Origin of the sequence: Pseudomonas sp. P108, from assembly GCF_032613195.1 — a bacterium.
Taxonomy (GTDB): domain Bacteria; phylum Pseudomonadota; class Gammaproteobacteria; order Pseudomonadales; family Pseudomonadaceae; genus Aquipseudomonas.
Window position 1 is genome coordinate 4,073,816 of sequence record NZ_CP126691.1, and the last position, 20,266, is coordinate 4,094,081.

23 protein-coding genes are annotated in these 20,266 nt (G+C 56.2%); 10 read left to right on the forward strand and 13 right to left on the reverse strand.

Annotated features, from left to right (window positions below; translation table 11 throughout):
* Positions 1-14: 14 nt before the first annotated feature.
* Both QOM10_RS17770 and QOM10_RS17775 read right to left on the reverse strand, forming a co-directional pair.
* Positions 15-437, reverse strand: coding sequence for an HD domain-containing protein (locus QOM10_RS17770; RefSeq protein ID WP_127928678.1), 423 nt, complete (start codon positions 435-437; stop codon positions 15-17).
* Positions 438-452: 15 nt separating this feature from the next.
* On the reverse strand, positions 453-842 hold the full coding sequence (locus QOM10_RS17775) for a hypothetical protein (protein ID WP_127928680.1): 390 nt from the start codon (positions 840-842) through the stop codon (positions 453-455).
* 165 nt (positions 843-1,007) lie between these two features.
* On the opposite strand from QOM10_RS17775, the gene QOM10_RS17780 reads away from it, so the two are divergent.
* Complete coding sequence (locus QOM10_RS17780) at positions 1,008-1,439, forward strand: hypothetical protein (RefSeq protein ID WP_316916659.1); 432 nt, start codon at positions 1,008-1,010, stop codon at positions 1,437-1,439.
* 77 nt (positions 1,440-1,516) lie between these two features.
* Here the strand turns inward: QOM10_RS17780 and QOM10_RS17785 are convergent, their stop codons facing one another.
* Entirely contained in the window at positions 1,517-1,801 is a 285-nt protein-coding gene (locus QOM10_RS17785; protein WP_127928684.1) for a hypothetical protein, read from the reverse strand.
* Positions 1,802-2,368: 567 nt separating this feature from the next.
* On the opposite strand from QOM10_RS17785, the gene QOM10_RS17790 reads away from it, so the two are divergent.
* A complete protein-coding gene (locus QOM10_RS17790) occupies positions 2,369-2,659 on the forward strand; it encodes a fructose-bisphosphate aldolase (protein WP_127928686.1) in 291 nt (96 codons plus the stop codon).
* A 158-nt stretch (positions 2,660-2,817) separates the two neighbouring features.
* Positions 2,818-3,105: a hypothetical protein gene (locus tag QOM10_RS17795; RefSeq protein ID WP_127928688.1), complete on the forward strand. Its 288-nt coding sequence runs from the start codon at positions 2,818-2,820 to the stop codon at positions 3,103-3,105.
* A gap of 59 nt (positions 3,106-3,164) precedes the next feature.
* On the opposite strand, the gene QOM10_RS17800 is transcribed toward QOM10_RS17795, so the two are convergent.
* From QOM10_RS17800 to QOM10_RS17830, 7 genes are all read right to left on the reverse strand, one after another.
* Entirely contained in the window at positions 3,165-3,839 is a 675-nt protein-coding gene (locus tag QOM10_RS17800; RefSeq protein ID WP_127928690.1) for an MAE_28990/MAE_18760 family HEPN-like nuclease, read from the reverse strand.
* Positions 3,839-4,882, reverse strand: coding sequence for a DUF262 domain-containing protein (locus QOM10_RS17805; protein WP_316916660.1), 1,044 nt, complete (start codon positions 4,880-4,882; stop codon positions 3,839-3,841). The genes QOM10_RS17800 and QOM10_RS17805 overlap by 1 nt, the downstream gene beginning before the upstream one ends.
* Position 4,883: 1 nt before the next feature.
* Positions 4,884-5,942, reverse strand: coding sequence for a DNA cytosine methyltransferase (locus tag QOM10_RS17810; protein WP_127928694.1), 1,059 nt, complete (start codon positions 5,940-5,942; stop codon positions 4,884-4,886).
* Positions 5,943-6,134: 192 nt separating this feature from the next.
* Positions 6,135-6,683: a cupin domain-containing protein gene (locus QOM10_RS17815; RefSeq protein WP_007950154.1), complete on the reverse strand. Its 549-nt coding sequence runs from the start codon at positions 6,681-6,683 to the stop codon at positions 6,135-6,137.
* 369 nt (positions 6,684-7,052) lie between these two features.
* Positions 7,053-8,336 (reverse strand): FAD-binding oxidoreductase, encoded by a 1,284-nt coding sequence (locus tag QOM10_RS17820; RefSeq protein WP_316916661.1) that lies wholly within the window; start codon positions 8,334-8,336, stop codon positions 7,053-7,055.
* 49 nt (positions 8,337-8,385) lie between these two features.
* Positions 8,386-9,876 carry an aldehyde dehydrogenase gene (locus tag QOM10_RS17825; RefSeq protein ID WP_316916662.1) on the reverse strand — a complete coding sequence of 497 codons (1,491 nt, stop codon included), beginning with the start codon at positions 9,874-9,876 and terminating at the stop codon, positions 8,386-8,388.
* Positions 9,877-10,144: 268 nt separating this feature from the next.
* Positions 10,145-11,521, reverse strand: coding sequence for a glutamine synthetase family protein (locus QOM10_RS17830; RefSeq protein ID WP_064120847.1), 1,377 nt, complete (start codon positions 11,519-11,521; stop codon positions 10,145-10,147).
* Positions 11,522-11,803: 282 nt separating this feature from the next.
* On the opposite strand from QOM10_RS17830, the gene QOM10_RS17835 reads away from it, so the two are divergent.
* From QOM10_RS17835 to QOM10_RS17855, 5 genes are all read left to right on the forward strand, one after another.
* Positions 11,804-12,565 (forward strand): gamma-glutamyl-gamma-aminobutyrate hydrolase family protein, encoded by a 762-nt coding sequence (locus QOM10_RS17835; protein WP_150750846.1) that lies wholly within the window; start codon positions 11,804-11,806, stop codon positions 12,563-12,565.
* A gap of 370 nt (positions 12,566-12,935) precedes the next feature.
* Entirely contained in the window at positions 12,936-14,078 is a 1,143-nt protein-coding gene (locus QOM10_RS17840; protein WP_007919249.1) for an ABC transporter ATP-binding protein, read from the forward strand.
* Between the two features lie 29 nt (positions 14,079-14,107).
* Positions 14,108-14,989, forward strand: coding sequence for an ABC transporter permease subunit (locus QOM10_RS17845; RefSeq protein ID WP_410479230.1), 882 nt, complete (start codon positions 14,108-14,110; stop codon positions 14,987-14,989).
* Positions 14,986-15,861, forward strand: a complete 876-nt coding sequence (locus tag QOM10_RS17850; RefSeq protein WP_127928702.1) for an ABC transporter permease subunit — start codon at positions 14,986-14,988, stop codon at positions 15,859-15,861. The genes QOM10_RS17845 and QOM10_RS17850 overlap by 4 nt, the downstream gene beginning before the upstream one ends.
* A 156-nt stretch (positions 15,862-16,017) precedes the next feature.
* Positions 16,018-17,115 (forward strand): polyamine ABC transporter substrate-binding protein, encoded by a 1,098-nt coding sequence (locus QOM10_RS17855; RefSeq protein ID WP_034155530.1) that lies wholly within the window; start codon positions 16,018-16,020, stop codon positions 17,113-17,115.
* A 160-nt stretch (positions 17,116-17,275) separates the two neighbouring features.
* Here QOM10_RS17855 and thpR read toward each other — a convergent pair whose 3' ends face one another.
* Positions 17,276-17,797, reverse strand: coding sequence for an RNA 2',3'-cyclic phosphodiesterase (thpR, locus tag QOM10_RS17860; RefSeq protein WP_316916663.1), 522 nt, complete (start codon positions 17,795-17,797; stop codon positions 17,276-17,278).
* A 107-nt stretch (positions 17,798-17,904) separates the two neighbouring features.
* Here thpR and QOM10_RS17865 point away from each other — a divergent pair, with 107 nt between their 5' ends.
* The gene (locus tag QOM10_RS17865) at positions 17,905-18,099 is read left to right on the forward strand and encodes a hypothetical protein (RefSeq protein ID WP_150750843.1); all 195 of its coding nucleotides are present in this window, start codon (positions 17,905-17,907) and stop codon (positions 18,097-18,099) included.
* Positions 18,100-18,263: 164 nt separating this feature from the next.
* Here the strand turns inward: QOM10_RS17865 and QOM10_RS17870 are convergent, their stop codons facing one another.
* A complete protein-coding gene (locus tag QOM10_RS17870) occupies positions 18,264-18,617 on the reverse strand; it encodes a DUF1428 domain-containing protein (protein WP_095118352.1) in 354 nt (117 codons plus the stop codon).
* Between the two features lie 2 nt (positions 18,618-18,619).
* Complete coding sequence (locus QOM10_RS17875) at positions 18,620-19,702, reverse strand: hypothetical protein (RefSeq protein ID WP_316916664.1); 1,083 nt, start codon at positions 19,700-19,702, stop codon at positions 18,620-18,622.
* 286 nt (positions 19,703-19,988) lie between these two features.
* Here QOM10_RS17875 and QOM10_RS17880 point away from each other — a divergent pair, with 286 nt between their 5' ends.
* Positions 19,989-20,264 carry a hypothetical protein gene (locus tag QOM10_RS17880; protein ID WP_160040831.1) on the forward strand — a complete coding sequence of 92 codons (276 nt, stop codon included), beginning with the start codon at positions 19,989-19,991 and terminating at the stop codon, positions 20,262-20,264.
* Positions 20,265-20,266: the final 2 nt, after the last annotated feature.

A 20,266-nucleotide genomic window follows, 5' to 3' on the forward strand; every position in this document is an offset into this window, starting at 1 on the left:
CGGGCAATCCCCTGTTAACCGCGCAACCGTCCCATTGCCCGGCGGTATTTTTCGACCCGTTCCAGATCCTCCCAGCTCGGCGAGGCAATCCGCGACAGGTCGCTGTTCTCTTCCAGATCCGCCAGCTTCACCACCCGACCGATCGGGTTCTGTGCGGCGCGGTCGACGAAATCCTCGTAGGACTCGCCCGGCACTTTGCTCACCGACTCAATCGCCGTCAGCACCTCTTCGCTGAAACCTTCCTTGCGCAAGTCATCGAGGCTGACACCGCAATCCTCAACCACATCGTGCAGCACGGCGACGATGCGTTCTTCCAGCGTGCTCATGCGTAACATGACTTTCAGCGGATGCAGAATGTACGGCGCACCGCCCTTGTCGACCTGCCCGGCGTGGGCCGTGGCGGCGATGGCGATAGCACGTTCGAGGGTCTGGGTCATGGGATTCTCCGAGGGTTAAACGCCGTAGCGGCCGCCGACGTGGATGTTGCGTTTGAGCCAGTTGCCGATTGCCTTCAGCCGTCCGACTGGTTTGGCTGGTCCGGAATGACGCTGAAGAATCAACGACACGATGGTGATTTGGTCAGCTTGCGGATCGGTATCGATTATCTCAGCGACCCAGGCGCAATCCGCCTTTCTCAGATGCTCACGCCACTCACCGGGCCAAGCGTCCAGCTCATCCAGCGCCAACCACCGCGCACCGCCCTGCTCGGCATGCCCGCCACCTATTGACTGCTCGAAACACAAAGGCGTAGCCGGCCGGGACAGGTCGAGGCTGAAAATGTAAACGTCGTGGGTTTTATGTTGCGGTGTGGGAGCGTTGTTGCGGCTGCCGATAACCATCATGGCGATGTTCCAATCCTTGGGCGCTGAATGTTTCCGATTGTTTCGCAGTGTACGCCACGGGAGCAAATCAAAAACCCGATGGAACCTCCCTCCTCCACAGAATCTCGAATCTGTATCAGCGCCAAATCACCGATCAGACACGGCGCCATTGGAGAGGAAACCCCGATGAACATTCGCTTCCTGTTTCTGATCGCCACCTTCGCCGTCATTCCCACTTGCGTCATGGCCGAAGGCTGCGACGTCCAGACCCAATCCTCCAGCGCCTCGGTGCCAGCGGTGGAAACCCACAGCTGCTATGAATACGAAGGCATGCCGGTCAACTCAATCGACTGGTCGTGCAGCAACGAAAGCAAAGACATGCTCAGCAGCACTAAAACCAAGGTCGAACACTGTGCCGATCACTACCAGGCCACGTGCATCGCCACCATAACCCAGGAATCCCTGGCCAATCCGCACTCCACCAGCAAAGACAAGAACGCCAAGGCGCTGAACATCCCCGACAACGCCCAAGTGACCACGTATTACTACGACGTGGAGCATTTGGCCCAGGCGCGGATTGATTGTGAGAATGGTGGCGGGCATTGGAAAACCAAGTAAACGACTGATATCCATGCTTGCGACAGACAAAGAAAAGCCCGGCTTAAAAAACCGGGCTTCTTAGTGCGCAATATCCCTTAACCACCGCCGTTACCACCACTGCTGCTACCGGACGGTTGACCCGCAGGGCTGGGTTTGGAGGCAGAAGGCACCGGCCCATTGTCGGTCTTGCCACCATCACCACCCTTGGGCAGCGAATTGGCATCCGGGTCGGCATTGGTGGCTGGAGACGCCGGTTCACGCGTCTGGCTGTTGCCGTCGTTCGCTGTCGGAGTCGGCGTTTCGCCAGCCGCGATCGCGTACAGCGAACTGCCGGACAGCAACGCCGCGAGGGTAAACGCCGCGATTTTATGGTTCAGCATGGTGGCTCTTCCTTTGCGTGGGGAGTTACAGCATTGGAAGAAGGTGTGCGGCGAAGGTGCGGTGCACCAGACGAATGGTTATCGCCCAAAAGGTTCGCACCATTTCGATGTCTGAAAACTTCGTAGGAAAACACCCCATGTGGCGAGAGAGCTTGCTCCCGCTGGGCTGCGAAGCTGCGCCAAAACCGGATAGTCCGTTTCTCCCACACATACCGCACGCCCCGAATTACGACGGATGTGTCGCCGAGCGGGAGCAAGCGCCCTCGCCACGGGTACGGGTTTCACGTCCTACAGGTCGGTTGTGGCTGGTGAAATTGATGCCTAGAGTGAGTCCGTCGCTGACCACAGTCAGCGATGGGTTTCGCAGCCCTAACGAGAAATTGGCTAACACCGTCTAGCGACAATTCTGGCAAAATTCGCCAGCATTACGTTTTATGGCGGTTGTGTGCGGGAGACTTTCGAGTCTGCCGAGTCTGGTTTCTCCTCGGTCTGCGAACCCGCTCACAACCGCCACCCATCTTGTTTCGCAGCAAAACGGTGGCTCATTTTTACTGAGAGGCCTTTGCTATGACGATCAAAAAACCGCTCCACCAGTACGCCCACATGTCGCACCCAGCCACCGACCACCCAGTCCTCCTCATCGATGCAAACGCACCACTACGCGACCTCCACGCCTGCGCCGCCGAACGCCTCAACGCAGTCCTCAAATACCTCGACCTCGTCACGTGCATCCGCCTCTCCGACCACGCAGAACATGACATCAACACCGTGACTAACATCGCTAGGATCATGGTGCAGGATGTAAGTGATGTGTTTAGGGTGATTGAGCAGCGGGGATATAATGCTCCAAATATTTAAATATGAAAATATACGCGCAGTACCTAGAACTTAGCCCTAACGTCCATTCGAGAACCATCGAAACTTATTGGAAGGAGTTGCATTTGTTTGCAGATATTTAAAACTCACGAACCAATTAAATAAAATCGCTGATATTTATTTGAAAAAGAGGAAACAAGATGCGCTGGATTAGCATAGAGCAAGCCGAGCGAAAGAAAATTCCAGAATGGGCAAGAAGCATTGGTATAACCGATGATGGACGAGTCTTTGTACCAGCAGCGATCGGTGGTACTGAACAGGAGGTTTACCTCTGTTTAGCCTATGATGGCACGGAATGCGTGCAATACCTGAAGCACTATTTCGTCCCCGTCGACTGGATGGCATCAGAGTTCCCTCACACAAAGGAACTTTGCCACCAGATGCTAATGACAGCCCAGCGAATTTTAAGAGAAAGCAAAAGAACTTGATAAATAAAGGGTTGGAGATGAATAGATATCAGCAAAACCATCCCCAGCCCAACCCAAAACTAAACAGCTACGCAATATTTAGCACTGACCAGATATTCTGTCACATTAGAAACATAGGCATCGAGGAATTCAAAAACCTTCTCCATCGCACCTCTTAGCTCTGATGGAGTGGAGTCTTTACCAACCTCCGAGAATGATTTGTTACCGTGGGCAAGCCAATTCCTATTATCTTTTACTCTTTTCAGATCTCGACCGTCGGCAATTGTATCGATCCCGTATTTTCGACAAACAGAGCGAACCCCTTCAGCATCCAAGTTTCCTGAAACACCAGCAATAAAATCTTGAAAAGCCGGACTGCTCTCGCTCTTACAAAGACAATAAACCTCATAGACCTTACTTATCAATGAATCACGCGGGGTCGCTGTAATAGATTCATGATGAGAGTACCACCATATCTCTTGAAGCTTTTCATTTAAATCTAGAAAAGAAAGCCCCTCATCGCTAATCTTGTGATATATGCTACGCACCCCCTCCCTAACCGTAGCCTCAACCAAGTTATAAAGAACCAAATAGAATGTAGCCTTCAGCGTAGTGGCTTCTAAAGCGCTAACCTCGTGCAAGCCACCATCATCATTTGTGAGCTTAATATTATCCCCACTAACAAAAGATGCCAATTTCAGATATGAACGAATCTCTAACTTTCTTTTTTCATATTCCTCAATAAAATGATTCACTACATCACCCCATTGAGTATGAAATTTTTCACAAAATCAATTCTCGCACGAAGTCGCGGCCCAGAATTACTCCCATGAGAAGTTGTTAGAACTAAAAACTCCTTACTCGAAGTAAGCGCGCCGCCGTCAATAAGGGCAAGATCAGGATTCTGCCTTAAAGCCAAATTAGTCCCGATAGCCAGCGCTTCAAACCGAACTCTAGGAGTAGATGTTGCAGTAGAGGACTTAGCAAAGCCGCCTTCAAAAGAACCCTCAACAAAAGCTAGCATATTTTTAAAACTGGACCATAGCGCTTCCTCACTATAATCTGTTGAATTCATCTCAACCAAATACTCATTCAAGAACCCTTTAACACTGTGTTTGAACTCTGTATAACGATCACTGTATGCAAAATATCGCAACACCAACTCTTCACGCTCACGACGAGACTTGGAACTTTCCGATATTGGACAAAGCTTATTAAACTGTTCATCGTGAGCACAACGCTCCAGAAATGTAGAGAACTTACCTGAATAAGCTCCTCGCCTAATCTCAGAAGCTTTCAGTTCTTGGCTCCCGGTATTGATTCGCTCAAACATATCCAGTCGAACACTTAAGCTCACAGAAGCAGGAAGCACTACCATTCTCATGGTGCGATCTAAAAACTTATTCTGTTGCGATGATGGAAGATCCTTGAAATAAAATCCATCTAGAAGATCCAACCTATCGAGATCCTTAAGTTGGTGCTCATTATCTATAAACTGCTTTAGAGTTTGTATTCTCTGCGCACCATCAAGAATCTCTACGGTACCATCTTCGCATTGAACCCCAAACATGAACGGAATTGGCAACCCCATCAGAACAGACTCAATAAACTTAGATTTCCTGTGATTATGCCAAACAAAGTTCCTTTGATACTGGGGAACAAATAGCTTCCCCTCATTGAACCTCTTAACAATCACTTCCACGACATACTCTTTGGTATCGTAAGCAATAGTAGATTGAAAGCTAGATATTTGCTCATCAACCAACACCAAATTATCTATAGGTATTTCAATCTGCATCTTATCGTCCTTGCGTGCTTAAAATAAATCGTCTAGATAAAGCAGGTGGAACCGCGTTGCCAATCATTTTTTGCAACTCGGATCTTTTAGTCACACCTGAGAAGTCCAACCAATCAGGCAGCCCTTGAATTCTAGCAGCTTCATGTGGAGTGATAACTCTTTTCTGTAACGGGTGGAGAAACCGTCCCTGCCCCATAGAGCCAAATCCACCAGTTATTGTTTGCGCCACGTCATCCCACCTCAACCGCCCATACATTGACTTATACGAGTGCTGACCTTGGTGACAAGGAGGACGAAGCTCATTTGGAAGATCATAACTATCAGTGGAATATAAATAATCAGCACGAACTGTATTTGTCGCACTCATTTTTGAGGGAGAATTAAAAATATCACTTCTATCAATATCGATAAGATCATGCAATACATCTGAAAGAATCGCAGCCTCATCGGTGTAGACACCATCAATAACATTGCAGAGATCACCTGCTAAACTACCAACAATAACGTGTCGCTTTCGACTTTGAGGCACACCCAATCTTATAAAATCGATTACAAGCTCGTCTACCTCGTAACCGTAACTACGAAGCAAATCCTTAGATCGCTCAACCACACTTTCTTTCGAATGAATTACAGAAGGAACATTCTCGATCAAAAAATACTTCGGCATACTTAGCTTTATAAACTTTATAGTTTTAAGATAAAGCGCATTTCTTGGATCACTCCTCCTACTATGATTATTTAAATTCGAGTGCCCTTGACACGGAGGCCCAGCAAAAAGAAAATCAACCCCCCAGTACTTACTAGAAATTAACTTTTCAAATCTCGAAGACATACCATGAAAATCATCATCAACCATCTGAGATATATCACCCTGATAGTAATCTCCGATTCTGCTTGAAAAATTCTCATTATAAAACTTTGATACCGCGGCATCCATATCACAAGCAAAGGCGAGCTCACAAGTTAGTCCCAACTCGTCTGCTGCCTGAATCGCCCCGACAGTTAGGCCGCCCAGGCCACAGAACAAGTCTATAACCTTCATTGATACTTCTGTATTCAAGAGAATGTATCCATGCTTTCTACCTTTGCCACTGAGTTCAACTTTAACCAACCTTTTTCAAATACTTGCAACCAAGAAATTTTCAAATACGACAATTTCACTAGAGCTTGCCACTGCCACAAAATTGGCGGCGCCTTCTCAAACCACAACCACGGTCAACATATCTACTATATTTCGAAAAACATTGCCCTCTCAAAAATTCGCCGGCGTATTCGCACTAATAATCTCCGCCTCATCCGCCCCGATATTCCGAAACTTATGCGGCAGCGTCGTCGGAAAGTAATACCCATCCCCCGCATTCAACACACTCACCGACCCATCAACGGTCAACTCCACCGTGCCACGGGTGACAAGCCCACACTCCTCGCCCTCAGCATGCACAATCGGCTCTTCCCCCGAACTCGCGCCCGGTGCGTATTGCTCGCGCAGCAAGCGCATCTGGCGGCTGGGTACGGAGGCGCCGATCAGTAGCAGGCGCAGGCCGTGGCGGCCGAGGTCGGGTTGTTCGTTGGCGCGGAAGACGTATTGGTGTTCGCGCGGGGGTTGGTCGAAGGTGAAGAAGTCGGCCAGGGACATCGGTATGCCTTCGAGCAGCTTTTTCAGTGAGCTGACGGAGGGGCTGACGCGATTCTGTTCGATCAGGGAAATGGTGGCATTGGTCACGCCGCTACGCCGGGCCAGCTCGCGCTGGGAGAGTTTGTAGCTTTCGCGTACTAGTTTGAGTCGAGAACCCGTATCCATGACAGCCTTATGTGAGTAGTACTTAAGGGTAATGGGGGTGGGTGGCGGGTGCCGCGCGAGGGGCGCGGATCACGTTGCTCCCGTGTCCCGGAACCGTGAAAGGCGGCTATTAAATCACGTTTGCCGGTGTTGCTCAGCAGGTTCGATGGACGGTGGGGCAAAAGTCCTTCTTGCCTTGGTAATGCAGTCCTGTAGGAGTGAGCCTGCTCGCGATTCGGTGGCACATTCAACATTATTTTTGACTGGATGGCCGCCTTCGCGAGCAGGCTCGCTCCCACAGTTGGACATCTGGGTGTCAGTGAGATCGGTGGTGTTGCTGCAGCATTAAAAAACCGGCGGGGTCTTGGGGACCGCCGCCGGGGAGGTAACTTAGAGGCCGAAGCGGTCGCGCAGTGAGTAGTAAACGGCGCCGAGGGCGGTCAGTGGGGCCGAGAACGTGCGGCCGCCGAGCATTGGCATGTGCGGCAGCGATGCGAAGGCGTCGAAGCGTTCGGCGTCGCCGCGGATCATTTCCGAGATCAGTTTGCCGGCGAGGTGCGAGCAGGTGACGCCGTGGCCGCTGTAGCCTTGCATGTAGTAGGCGTTCTTTTCGATGCGGCCGAATTGCGGCATGCGTGACATGGTCAGCAGGAAGTTGCCGGTCCAGCGATAGTCGATTTTGACGTCTTTGAGCTGCGGGAAGGTCTTGAGGATCTTCGGGCGGATCAGTTGTTCGATGTCGTCCGGTTCACGCGCGCCGTAGACCACGCCGCCGCCGTACAGCAGACGGTTGTCGGCAGTCAGACGGTAGTAATCCAGCAGGTAGTTGCAGTCTTCGACGCAGTAATTGTTGGTGATCAGGCTGCGTGCCTGTTTCTCGGTCAACGGTTCGGTGACGACGATCTGCGATCCGCACGGCATGCTTTTCGCGGTCACGCGGTTGTCGAGACCTTGCGGCAGGTAGGCGTTACCGGCGATCAACAGGTACTTGGCGCGGACCTGGCCTTTGGCAGTGCGCACGACGTTGGGCTCGCCGTATTTGATTTCCACGGCCGCCGATTGCTCGTAGATCTTGCCGCCCAAACGCGTGATCGCCGCTGCTTCACCGAGTGCCAGATTCAGCGGGTGAACGTGGCCGCCCTGCATGTCGAGCAGACCACCAACGTAAGCATCGGAGCCGACTTCGCGACGAATCTCAGCCGCGTCGAGCATCTTCAGATTGTTGTTGCCGTAACGTTCCCAGCTGCGCTTCTGCTCAGCCAGACCGTTGAGTTGTTTCTTGTTCATCGCTGCAAAGATACCGCCCGGGCGGTAGTCGCATTGGATGTCGTATTCCTTGATGCGCGAACGGATGATGTCGGCGCCTTCGAAGATCATGCTGCCGAGAATTTCTGCAGTCTTGTCGCCATAGCGCTCTTCGATCACGTCGACATCGCGGCTGTAGGAATTGACCAGTTGACCGCCGTTGCGACCGCTGGCGCCGTAGCCGACTTTCGCCGCTTCCAGCACCGTCACTTTGTAGCCGGCTTCGGTGAGGAACAGCGCCGAGGACAGGCCGGTGTAGCCCGCGCCGATGATGCAGACGTCGCACTCGACCGACTCTTCCAGAACCGGAAAGTCGATGACTTCGTTGCGGGTGGCGGCGTAGTAGCTGTTTACGTGTTGCTGTTTCATACGTTTCTCCGAGGGCCGCCCATAAACGGCGACCACCGCTGTAATAGAGTCAGAGCTTGATCCAGGTCGCTTTCAGCTCGGTGTACTTGTCGAACGCGTGCAGCGATTTATCGCGACCGTTGCCCGACTGCTTGAAGCCACCGAACGGTGCGGTCATGTCGCCGCCGTCGTACTGGTTGACCCAGACGCTGCCGGCGCGCAGGCCTCGGGCGAAGGTGTGCGCCTTGCTGAGGTTGCTGGTCCAGACGCCGGCGGCGAGGCCGAAGATGCTGTCGTTGGCGATCTGCAGCGCTTCTTCCGCGGTGTCGAAGGTGATCAGCGACAGCACCGGGCCAAAGATTTCTTCCTGGGCGATGGTCATTGCGTTGGTCACGCCGTCGAACAGCGCCGGTTGCACATAGAGGCCACCGGTTTCTTCAAGCGTGCGTTGACCGCCAGCAATCAGCTCGGCGCCCTGCTCGCGACCGATGCTGATGTAGCGCAGCACGTTGTCGAGTTGACGCTGATCGACCACGGCACCGACGGTGGTTGCCGGATCGAGTGCGTGACCCGGTTTCCACGCTTGCAGCGCTTCCACCAACAGCGGAATGAACTGCTCGCGGATCGAACGCTCGACCAGCAAGCGCGAACCCGCCGTGCACACTTCGCCCTGGTTGAACGCAATGGCGCCGGCCGCTGCTTGTGCTGCCGCGCGCAAATCCGGTGCGTCGGCAAACACCACGTTCGGGCTCTTGCCCCCTGCTTCGAGCCAGACGCGTTTCATGTTGCTTTGGCCTGCATAAATCATCAGTTGCTTGGCAATCGCCGTGGAGCCGGTGAAGGCCAGCACGTCGACGTCCATGTGCAACGCCAACGCCTTGCCGACGGTGTGGCCGAAGCCTGGCAGGACGTTGAACACGCCTTTCGGAATGCCGGCATCCAGCGCAAGTTGAGCGATGCGGATTGCGGTCAGCGGCGATTTTTCCGAAGGTTTCAGAATGAACGAATTGCCCGCCGCCAGTGCTGGAGCGAATTTCCAGCTGGCCATGATCAACGGGAAGTTCCACGGCACGATGGCCGCGACCACGCCGGAAGGTTCGCGGGTGATGAGGCCGAGTTGATCGTGCGGTGTGGCGGCGACTTCGTCGTAGATCTTGTCGATGGCTTCGGCGCTCCAGCGGATCGCGTTGGCGGTCGCCGGGATGTCGATGCTCATCGAATCGCTGATCGGTTTACCCATGTCGAGGGTTTCGAGCAGCGCCAGTTCTTCCTGGTTCTGCAGGATCAGATCGGCGAAGCGGATCAGGATGCGTTTGCGCTCGGCCGGGGCTTTTTTCGCCCAGATGCCGGATTCAAAAGACTGGCGTGCGACTTCGACGGCGAGGTTGGCGTCGGCTTCATCGGTGCTGGCCACGGAGGCGAGGAAACGGCCATCAACGGGGCTCAGGCATTCGAAGGTATCGCCACTGATGGCCGGGCGGTATTCACCGTTGATGAATGCGCGGGCTTCGATGGTCAGGGACTGGAAGCGTTGTTCCCAGTCGTTGCGGGTCGTTGTCATTGTTGTGGCTCGACAAGGGGGAATTGGGGGTGTCGGGGTGTTGAGTCTGGCTTGAGATGGCTGCCCTCACCCTAGCCCTCTCCCAGGGGTAGAGGGGACCGACCGAGTTGTATCGGGAGTTGCACCGACCTGAACGACCGAGTCGATTATGGATTCGGCAAAAATCGTTCAGGTCGGCGGATTGCCCGAGCATTCCCGAATCAGTCCCCTCTCCCTTTGGGAGAGGGTTAGGGTGAGGGGCTCTTCGGCTTTTGAGGGCCTCAACCCATCACACCGTATGCAGATACCAGTTGTACTCAAGGTCAGAAATCGAGTTCTCGAACTCGGCCAGCTCGCTCTCTTTACACGCGACAAACACGTCGATGTACATCGGGTCGATATAGCGGGCCATGACCTCACTGTCGTCCAGCTCGCGCAATGCGTCGCGCAGGTTGTTCGGCAGGCTCTGTTCGTTCTGCTCGTAGCTGTTGCCTTCCACCGGGGCGCCTGGCTCGATCTGATTGGTCAGACCGTGGTGAATACCGGCCAGCACCGAAGCCATCAGCAAGTACGGGTTGGCGTCAGCGCCAGCAACGCGATGCTCGATACGCACGGCGTCCGGCGAACCGGTCGGTACGCGCACGGCCACGGTGCGGTTGTCGATGCCCCAGCTCGGCGAGTTCGGTACGTAGAACTGCGCGCCAAAGCGGCGGTACGAGTTGACGTTCGGGCAGAGGAACGCCATTTGCGCAGGCAGGGTCTCCAGCACACCGCCGATCGCGTGACGCAGTGCGGCGTTCTGCTCGGGATCCTCGCTGGCGAAGATGTTGTTGCCTTCTTTGTCCAGGATCGAAATGTGTACGTGCAGACCGTTGCCCGCCTGACCCGGATACGGCTTGGCCATGAAGGTGGTGTCCATCTCGTGGTCGTAGGCGATGTTCTTCACCAGACGCTTGAGCAGGACGGCGTAGTCGCACGCCTTGATCGGGTCGGAGACGTGATGCAGGTTGACTTCGAATTGCGCCGGGGCGCTTTCCTTGACGATCGCGTCAGCCGGAATGCCCTGCTCTTTCGCGCCTTCGAGGATGTCTTGCAGGCAATCGACGTATTCGTCGAGGTCGTCGATCAGGTAAACCTGAGTCGATACCGGACGCTTGCCGGACACCGGCGAACGTGGCGACTGCGGACGACCGTTCACGTTGTCCTGGTCGATCAGATAGAACTCGAGTTCGAATGCCGCGCAAATAGTCAGACCGAGGTCGTCGAATTTGCGCACGACGTTAGCCAGCACTTCACGCGGGTCAGCGAAGAACGGCTGGCCTTCGATCTCGTGCATGGTCATTAGAAGTTGTGCGGTTGGGCGCTTCTGCCACGGCTCGATGCTCAGGGTGCCGGGAATCGGATAGCAGATGCGGTCAGCGTCGCCGATGTCCAGACCCAGGCCGGTGCTTTCCACCGTGGAGCCATTGATGTCGAGGGCGAAAAGCGAGGCCGGCAGGTTGATGCCTTTCTCGTAAACCTTATGAAGACTGGTGCGTTCGATGCGCTTGCCGCGCACCACACCGTTCATATCCGCAATCAGAAGGTCGACGTACAAAACCTCAGGATATTTCTTAAGGAATGCGTTTGCTTCGTTGAGTTGAACGGTACGCAGAGGGACCGACATGATGCACCTATTTAGCTGTTAATTATTATGTTCACTGCTGTTTCGCCGAGCCAGTCAACCCGAACGGCAAAGTGAAGTCAATAGCGAACAGATAGCCGCTCAGGGTTTATTTTTCGGGCTTTTTTTAACACTTGCGTGCCAATATAGGCACCACAGCCCCGGAAATCATGAAGATAGGATGAACGGCGTTTAGAATTTTTTACATGGCAGTTGTTAATTAAAATCAACGAGGCTAAGCTCCGGAAAAGCTCGTTCAAGTGTCAAACTTCGAGGTGAATAAAAATGGCATTCAAGCCATTGATCGGCGTTACTGCGTGCGTCAAACAGATTGGCCTGCACCCCTATCACATCAGCGGCGACAAGTACGTACGTGCTGTCAGCGTTGGCGCTAACGGGCTGCCAGTGGTCATTCCTTCCCTTGGCAACCTGACTGAAATCGAAGACCTGCTCGGTCAACTCGACGGTCTGTTGCTGACCGGCTCGCCCTCGAATGTGGAACCTTTCCACTATCAAGGCCCGGCCAGCGAACCCGGCACGGATCACGATCCGGCGCGGGATGCCACCACCCTTCCTTTATTGCGTGCAGCCATCGCGGCGGGCGTTCCGGTGCTCGGCATTTGCCGGGGCTTCCAGGAAATGAACGTGGCGTTCGGCGGCAGCCTGCATCAGAAGGTGCATGAGCTGCCGGGCATGCTCGATCACCGTGAAGCCGATAGCCCTGATGTGGCCGTGCAATACGCACCGGCCCATGCCGTGACGGTATTGAGCGGCGGCGTGTTCGAAGCACTGGAGTTGCCGGGCGAGTTCCAGGTCAACTCGATTCACAGCCAGGGCATCGACCGCCTCGCCCCCGGCCTGCGTGCCGAAGCGGTGGCGCCGGACGGTTTGATCGAGGCGGTCTCGGTCGAGCACAGCCCGACCTTCGCCCTCGGCGTGCAATGGCACCCGGAATGGCAAGTGCTCGATAACCCGAACTACCTGAAGATTTTCCAGGCATTCGGCGAGGCTTGCCGGCAACGGGCGGCGCGGCGCAACAAACGCTGACTCAACCCAAGAATCCATAACGATTTACTGCCCCCACGGACGTCGGGTGTGCCTGCGCACATCCGTCATTCGTGAACAGCAACACCCGTAATAACAACAAGTACGACCCAGGCAGCCAGGACGGCGGCGCCGAACAAGCCGGATCGGTATGGGTAATGCCAGTCAGGTAAACGCATTTCCCCTGTGGGAGCGAGCCTGCTCGCGAAAGCGGTGTATCAGCTAACAATGATGTCGACTGACACTCCGTATTCGCGAGCAGGCTCGCTCCCACAGGTTCTGCGCCATAGCTGACAGGCATCCCGTACAGGCTTGCAATCCACTTAAGCCCGGCCACATTGGCCCGGCGAACGAAACCTGTTGGGAGTTTCACATGGCAAACGCCTCCAGCACTTACAGGAAGGCACTTGAAGGTCATCAGCAACCGAAAAAGGTGCTGGTGAAAGTCGATCGTGTCACCAAGAAGTTCGACGAAACCGTGGCCGTGGACGATGTGTCCCTGGAGATCCATCAGGGCGAAATCTTCGCCCTGCTCGGTGGCTCCGGTTCGGGCAAATCGACCCTGCTGCGCATGCTCGCCGGTTTCGAGCGCCCGACTGAAGGGCGGATTCTGCTCGACGGCGTGGACATCACCGACATGCCGCCGTACGAGCGGCCGATCAACATGATGTTCCAGTCCTACGCGCTGTTCCCACACATGACCGTCGCGCAGAACATCGCCTTCGGCCTCAAGCAGGACCGTTTGCCCGCCAGCGAAATCGACGCCCGTGTCGATGAAATGCTGCGTCTGGTGCACATGACTCAATACGCCAAACGCCGTCCGCACCAGTTGTCCGGTGGTCAGCGTCAGCGCGTCGCCCTCGCCCGCTCGCTGGCCAAGCGTCCGAAGCTGTTGCTACTCGATGAGCCGATGGGTGCGCTGGACAAAAAGCTGCGTTCGCAGATGCAACTGGAGCTGGTGCAGATCATCGAACGCGTCGGCGTGACCTGCGTGATGGTCACCCACGACCAGGAAGAGGCCATGACCATGGCCGAGCGCATCGCGATCATGCACCTCGGCTGGATCGCTCAGATTGGCAGCCCGGTCGACATTTATGAAGCACCGGTCAGCCGCATGGTCTGCGAATTCATCGGCAACGTGAACGCCTTCGACGGCACCGTGGTGGAAGACCTTGAAGGTCACGCGATCATCCACAGCCCGGACTTGCAGCAGAAGATCTACGTCGGTCACGGCGTCAGCACCTCGGTGCAGGACAAGTCGGTCACCTACGCGATCCGTCCGGAAAAAATGCTCGTCAGCACCACCCAACCCGAGTTCCGCTACAACTGGTCCGAAGGCAAGGTGCATGACATCGCCTACCTCGGCGGTCACTCGGTGTTCTACGTCGAATTGCCCGGCGGCAAAATCGTCCAGTCGTTCATGGCCAACGCCGAACGCCGTGGCGCGCGTCCGACCTGGGACGACAAAGTCTACGTCTGGTGGGAAGACGACAGCGGCGTGGTACTGCGCTCATGAGAACCTTCAATCAGCAATTCCTGCGCCTGGTGCCCAGCGGGCGAAAACTGGTGATCGGCATTCCGTTCATCTGGCTGTTTCTGTTCTTCATGCTGCCGTTCTTTCTGGTGATGAAGATCAGCTTCTCGGAAGCCGCGCTGTCGATCCCGCCGTACTCGGAGATCTACACCTACGCCGAACAGAAATTCCAGCTGCTGCTGAACATCGGCAACTACACCATGCTCGGCGAAGACGAGTTGTACCTGTCGGCCTATCTCGGTTCGCTGAAGGTCGCGGCGCTGAGCACGATGATGTGTCTGCTGATCGGTTTCCCGATGGCCTACGCGATCACCAAGACCGGCAAGGAAACGCAAAACGTCCTGCTGCTGTTGATCATGATGCCAACCTGGACCGCGATCCTGATCCGCGTTTATGCGTGGATGGGCATCCTCAGCAACAACGGTTTGCTCAACGGGTTTCTGATGTGGACGGGGCTCACCGATCACCCGATCGAGATCCTCAACACCAACACCGCCGTCTATATCGGCGTGGTTTACGCCTATTTGCCTTTCATGGTGTTGCCGCTGTACGCCAACCTCGTCAAGCACGACGGTAGCCTGCTGGAAGCCGCGCAGGATCTGGGTTCGAGCAACTTCAACAACTTCTGGAAAATCACCGTACCGCTGGCCAAGAACGGGATTATTGCCGGCTGCATGCTGGTGTTCATTCCGGTGGTCGGTGAGTTCGTGATTCCGGAACTGCTGGGTGGCCCGGAGACCCTGATGATCGGTCGCGTGCTGTGGCAAGAGTTCTTCAATAACCGCGACTGGCCGGTGGCGTCTGCGCTGGCGGTGGTGATGCTGTTGATCCTGATTGTGCCGATTCTGCTGTTCAACCGCAGCCAGGCCAAAGAGATGGAGGCACGGGGATGAAACGCTTCGGTTTTTCCAAGTTCATGCTGATCTTCGGTCTGATGTTCATTTATCTGCCGATGCTGATTCTGGTGATCTACTCGTTCAACGCCTCGAAACTGGTGACAGTCTGGGGCGGCTGGTCGGTGAAGTGGTACGTCGGTTTGCTCGACAACACGCAACTGATGGGCTCGGTGGTGCGCTCGCTGGAAATCGCCTGCTACACCGCGATTGCTGCGGTCGCGTTGGGCACCCTCGCCGCTTTCGTGCTGACGCGAGTGACACGCTTCAAGGGTCGCACGCTGTTTGGTGGTCTGGTCACTGCGCCGTTGGTGATGCCTGAGGTGATCACCGGTCTGTCGCTGTTGCTGCTGTTTGTGGCCATGGCGCAGTTGATCGGCTGGCCGCAGGAGCGTGGCATCGTCACGATCTGGATCGCCCACACCACGTTTTGTGCCGCTTATGTCGCGGTGGTAGTCTCCGCCCGCCTCCGCGAGCTGGACCTGTCGATCGAAGAAGCAGCGATGGATCTCGGTGCGAAGCCGTTCAAGGTGTTTTTCCTGATCACCATTCCAATGATTGCGCCGTCGCTGGCCGCGGGCGGGATGATGTCGTTCGCCTTGTCGCTGGATGACCTGGTGTTGGCCAGCTTCGTCTCCGGCCCGGGTTCGACCACGTTGCCGATGGAAGTGTTCTCGGCCGTGCGTCTGGGTGTGAAGCCTGAGATCAATGCCGTAGCCAGCCTGATTCTGCTGGCGGTTTCCTTGGTGACCTTCCTGGTCTGGTACTTCGGCCGCAAGGCAGAAGCCAACCGCAAAAAAGCGATTCAGGAAGCGATGGATCAGACCGCGAACGAGTCGTGGCAACCACAGCAACAAGCTGCCACCGCTTGACCCTGTAGGAGCTGCGGCACGCTGCGATCTTTTGACGTTGTTTTTGAAGATCAAAAGATCGCAGCCTCGTTTCACTCGACAGCTCCTACATAAGCAGGCGCTGTTAACCGAGTTTTGGCTTTGTGTTTTTTGAATAAAAAGAATGGAGTTGTACCGATGAAAATGTTTGGCAGGACTCTGCTGACACTGTCCTTAATGGGCGCAATGGTCATGGGCGCCCAGGCCAACGACAAGGTGCTGCGTGTTTACAACTGGTCCGATTACATCGCGCCGGACACCGTCAAGAAGTTCGAAGACGAGACCGGCATCCGCGTGACCTACGACGTCTTCGACAGCAACGAAACCCTTGAGGCACGTTTGCTGGCGGGCAAATCCGGTTACGACCTGGTCGTGCCGTCGAACAGTTTCCTGGCCAAGCAGATCAAGGCCGGCGTCTATCAGACGCTGGACAAATCCAAACTGCCGAACTGGAAGAATCTCAACCCGGTGCTGCTGAAAAATGCCGCCGCCAGTGATCCGGACAACGCCCACGCGTTCCCGTACATGTGGGGCTCGATCGGCATCGGTTTCAACCCGGCCAAGGTCAAGGAAGTGCTCGGCGCCAACGCCCCGACCAATTCCTGGGACTTGTTGTTCAAACCGGAAAACGCAGAAAAACTCAAAGCCTGCGGCATCAGTTTCCTCGACTCGCCGACCGAAATGATCCCGGCCGCCCTGCACTACCTGGGCTACCCGGTGAACGACAAGGACACCGCACACATCAAGGAAGCCGAGGCGCTGTTCATGAAGATCCGCCCGAACGTGGCGTATTTCCATTCCTCGAAATACATCTCCGATCTGGCCAACGGCAACATCTGCGTGGCGGTCGGATACTCCGGTGACGTGCTGCAGGCCAAGGCCCGCGCCGTGGAATCGGGCAACAATGTGGTGATCGATTACAGCATTCCCAAGGAAGGCGCCGGCAGCTTTTACGACATGGTCGCGATCCCGCGCGATGCGGCGAACGTCGAGAACGCTTACCTGTTCATGGACTTCCTGATGCGTCCGGACATCATCGCCGAGATCACCAACAGCAACGGCTACAGCAACGCCAACGCGGCGGCCACGCCATTGGTGGATGAAGCGATCCGCAACGACCCGGGTTCGTATCCGTCGCAAGCGGTGATGGCGACGTTGTATGCGGTGCCGGATCAGCCGATTGCCACCCAGCGAATCATGACCCGTGGCTGGACCCGGGTGAAGCTCGGTAAGTGAGCCGATGATCGTTCCCACGCTCCGCGTGGGAACGATCAGTGTAAAAATTTCCCGTTCACGCAGCGCCTTACCACCGCTGCACCCTGCTATGAACGGCCTCACCTGGCTCCCTCGGCTCAGGTGAATTCTCAGGCGCCTTCGGGCGCCTTTTTTTGTGCCTTCAGATCAGCGGCCAATCCTGCAGGATCCGATAGCGGCCCTTGTGCGATTCGAACAAAGCAAAGCGTTCGGCACGCAGGAAAAACTCCGGTGGCGTAGCAGATTCCGGCTCCGGCGCGCGGTAGTCTCTAGCCAACGTCAGGTGCGGGCGAAACTCGCGGGGGGTCTCTTCAAAGCCAAACGGCAACATCGCCTGCTCCAGCGCGTAGACCAAGCGCAGCAACGCCTGCGGAGCCTGCTCCGGCGCCAGCGACAACACCCCGGCGCGATGCCAGACCTGCAAACGATCCAGCGAAATCTTCAACGCCTCTCCTGGCGTACGCACTTGCCCGGCCGCCTCGCAGACTTCGTTGATCTGCGCCAATGGCACCGCGCCGAGAAACAGCAACGTCAGATGAAAGTTGTCCGCCGGCACCGGTTTACCGGTTCGCAACCCCAGATCCCCGCGCCATTGAGCGATCGCCTTGCGTTGCGCCGGCGGGCAATCGAGGGCGAAAAACAGCCGCTTCGCTTCATCGGTCATGGCCCTGCTCCCCTGTTCAAAGTGATCCGCCGGATTCTACACAGCCTGATCTGACGACTCGTGACAGGAAGCTATAGTTCAAGGATTGCCATCAACCGGAGGCCGCCATGCGCGAGGTCCTCAGCAAAGAACCGTGGTGGGCCCGACCGCCGCAACCCGGACAGGACGAAACCGAACTGGAATGGGGCTGGCTGGTGCATTACAGCGAGGGTGAGCCGCGTTTCGAGTTTGTCCGCGAACGCCCGACGGACGAGCAGATTCGCAACCGCAAAAGCTGCCGCATCACCCCCTCTGCCGAGTGAACACAGGCATTTTTCACTCACCCTGTGGGAGCGAGCCTGCTCGCGAAGGCAGTGTGTCAGGCGACAAAAAGTTTATTGATACACCGCTTTCGCGAGCAGGCTCGCTCCCACAGGGTGAGTGGCGAACCATGATTTTTTTGCCCATACCCGGATTTGCGGTGGCCTCAGGGCTCGATGAGGTATTGGAAGCCGCCGTAGATCATCCGCTGGCCATCGAACGGCATCGGGTTCACATCGGGCTGCATGCGCGGGTCCTCCATCATTTTTGCCATGCCGGCATCCCGGGTGGCTTTGTCCGGCCAGATCAGCCAGCCCGAGGCGACGGTTTCGCCTTCCTTGAGCTTCACCGCCATCGGGAACGAGGTGAGCTTGCCGTCCGGCACGTCATCTCCCCAGCATTCAGCAACGCTCAGGGCGCCGTACTCCTTGAACAGTACGGCGGCAATTTCGGCGTGCTTTTTGTACTGCTCACGATTGGCGGTTGGCACCGGCGCTACGAAAATATCGATGTAAGCCATGATCACTCTCCTTGCACGTTGGGTTCGATCTGCTGATTGGTCGATTGCGGTGGCCGCCATTCGACACGATTCACACCCAACCCGACCGACGGTTCATCGTCCCCACCCAGATTGCGCTCGACCTGCCCGGCGATGTGCAGCGTGCCGGCCATGACGCCGGTGGTCGGGTTCTGCACCAGCTTCAACCACGCCTTGTCGAAGGTGCTGCCCAGGCTGCTGCGGATCAGTGCCTCACTGTCGGGCCGGTCATTGGCCTGGATGATCGCGCGGATACCCGCCACACCGACCGAAATCAGTCCGCCAGCCAGTTTTCCGGCGGCGGCAGCGACCGCACTGGCAGCCCCGCGCGGGGCCATTTCCGCTTCCATCCGTTGGCTGGCGCGTTTGGCCACCGGCGCCATGCCCGCGTCCGTCGAGGCAATGCCCTTGGCGCCACCCTCGGTGTGAATCTTGTCGATCAGCGCGGCATAGGCCGGCAGCGTGTTCAGCGGCTCGGTACTGATGACCTGATACAGCGAAGCATTGCGCGCCGGCGGCGGGCCCAGCGCGATGGCGGGGACTTTCTGCAAGCGTCCGTTGAGCTGACCAACGGGCACACCATGACGTTTTGCGATGAGCGGCATCTGCTGCGCCATCAACTGCGCATAGAACGCCGTCGCCTGGCCGAGAATCGCATCCGGATCGATCTCCACCGCCACCGGCGCCAGCACCCTTTCCTGATATTGCTCAAGCAGATACGCCGCCAGGCGCTTGGCCGACGCGTCCTGCTCGCCACCGGCATTGATCGTGTACCAACTGACCTTCATCGACAGCCATTCCTGGGTCCAGTAGCTGCTGAACCACGGGATGAAATTTTCTTCAGTTTGCTGATAGACCCGAGTGCGCCAATGTTCCATCGAGCCACGGGCAAAGACTTTGACTTGCTCGGTGGACTGCTGCGAAGCGCTGACGATTTCCCGGTCGATCTGCTGCCAGGTGGCCGGCGAGACAAACACGGCCTGCGGCGCCGACACCGGCGCCCGCGCCGAGGTGGCGCAGCCGGCCAGCAACAACACTGCGGCGACGAGCAGCGCACGCGGGTTCACGGTTGAGGTTTCCTTTAAAAGGACGGAAGCAGATTTGAGTATAGGTGTGTGCGCAGGGCCGCTTGTCCGGTTTTGGCTGGTCTGGCGCCTTCGCGAGCAGGCTCGCTCCCACAGGGGAATGCGTTTCAACGTGGGAGCGAGCCTGCTCGCGAAGGCGCCATCAGCAACACCCCAAAAAACCCAACCATCACTGCCATCGATATTCACCATCGCCACGATTGCCTTCCGCCCACCGCCCATCAAAGGCACGATTGACTCATCCGAAACACAACGAGGAGTTCACAACATGATTCACACCCACGTCACACTCTCCGTGAGTTTCCCGGTGTTCGGCAGCAACTATTACGACCAGCACGCCGTGTCACACAAGGCTCAGGCACTGGTGTTCAACGAAGACTTCGAAGATCTGCTGATGCCCGCCGCGAGCAATCATTTCAGCAATGAAGTGGTCGGCCTCAACGATCAGTTCCGTTTTCTGAGCGACATTCTCGCCACCCATTTGCTGGACATCGAGGCCTCCGTGCCTGCGCGATCCAGCGTCCGGGCGAGCGCTCACTTTTAATT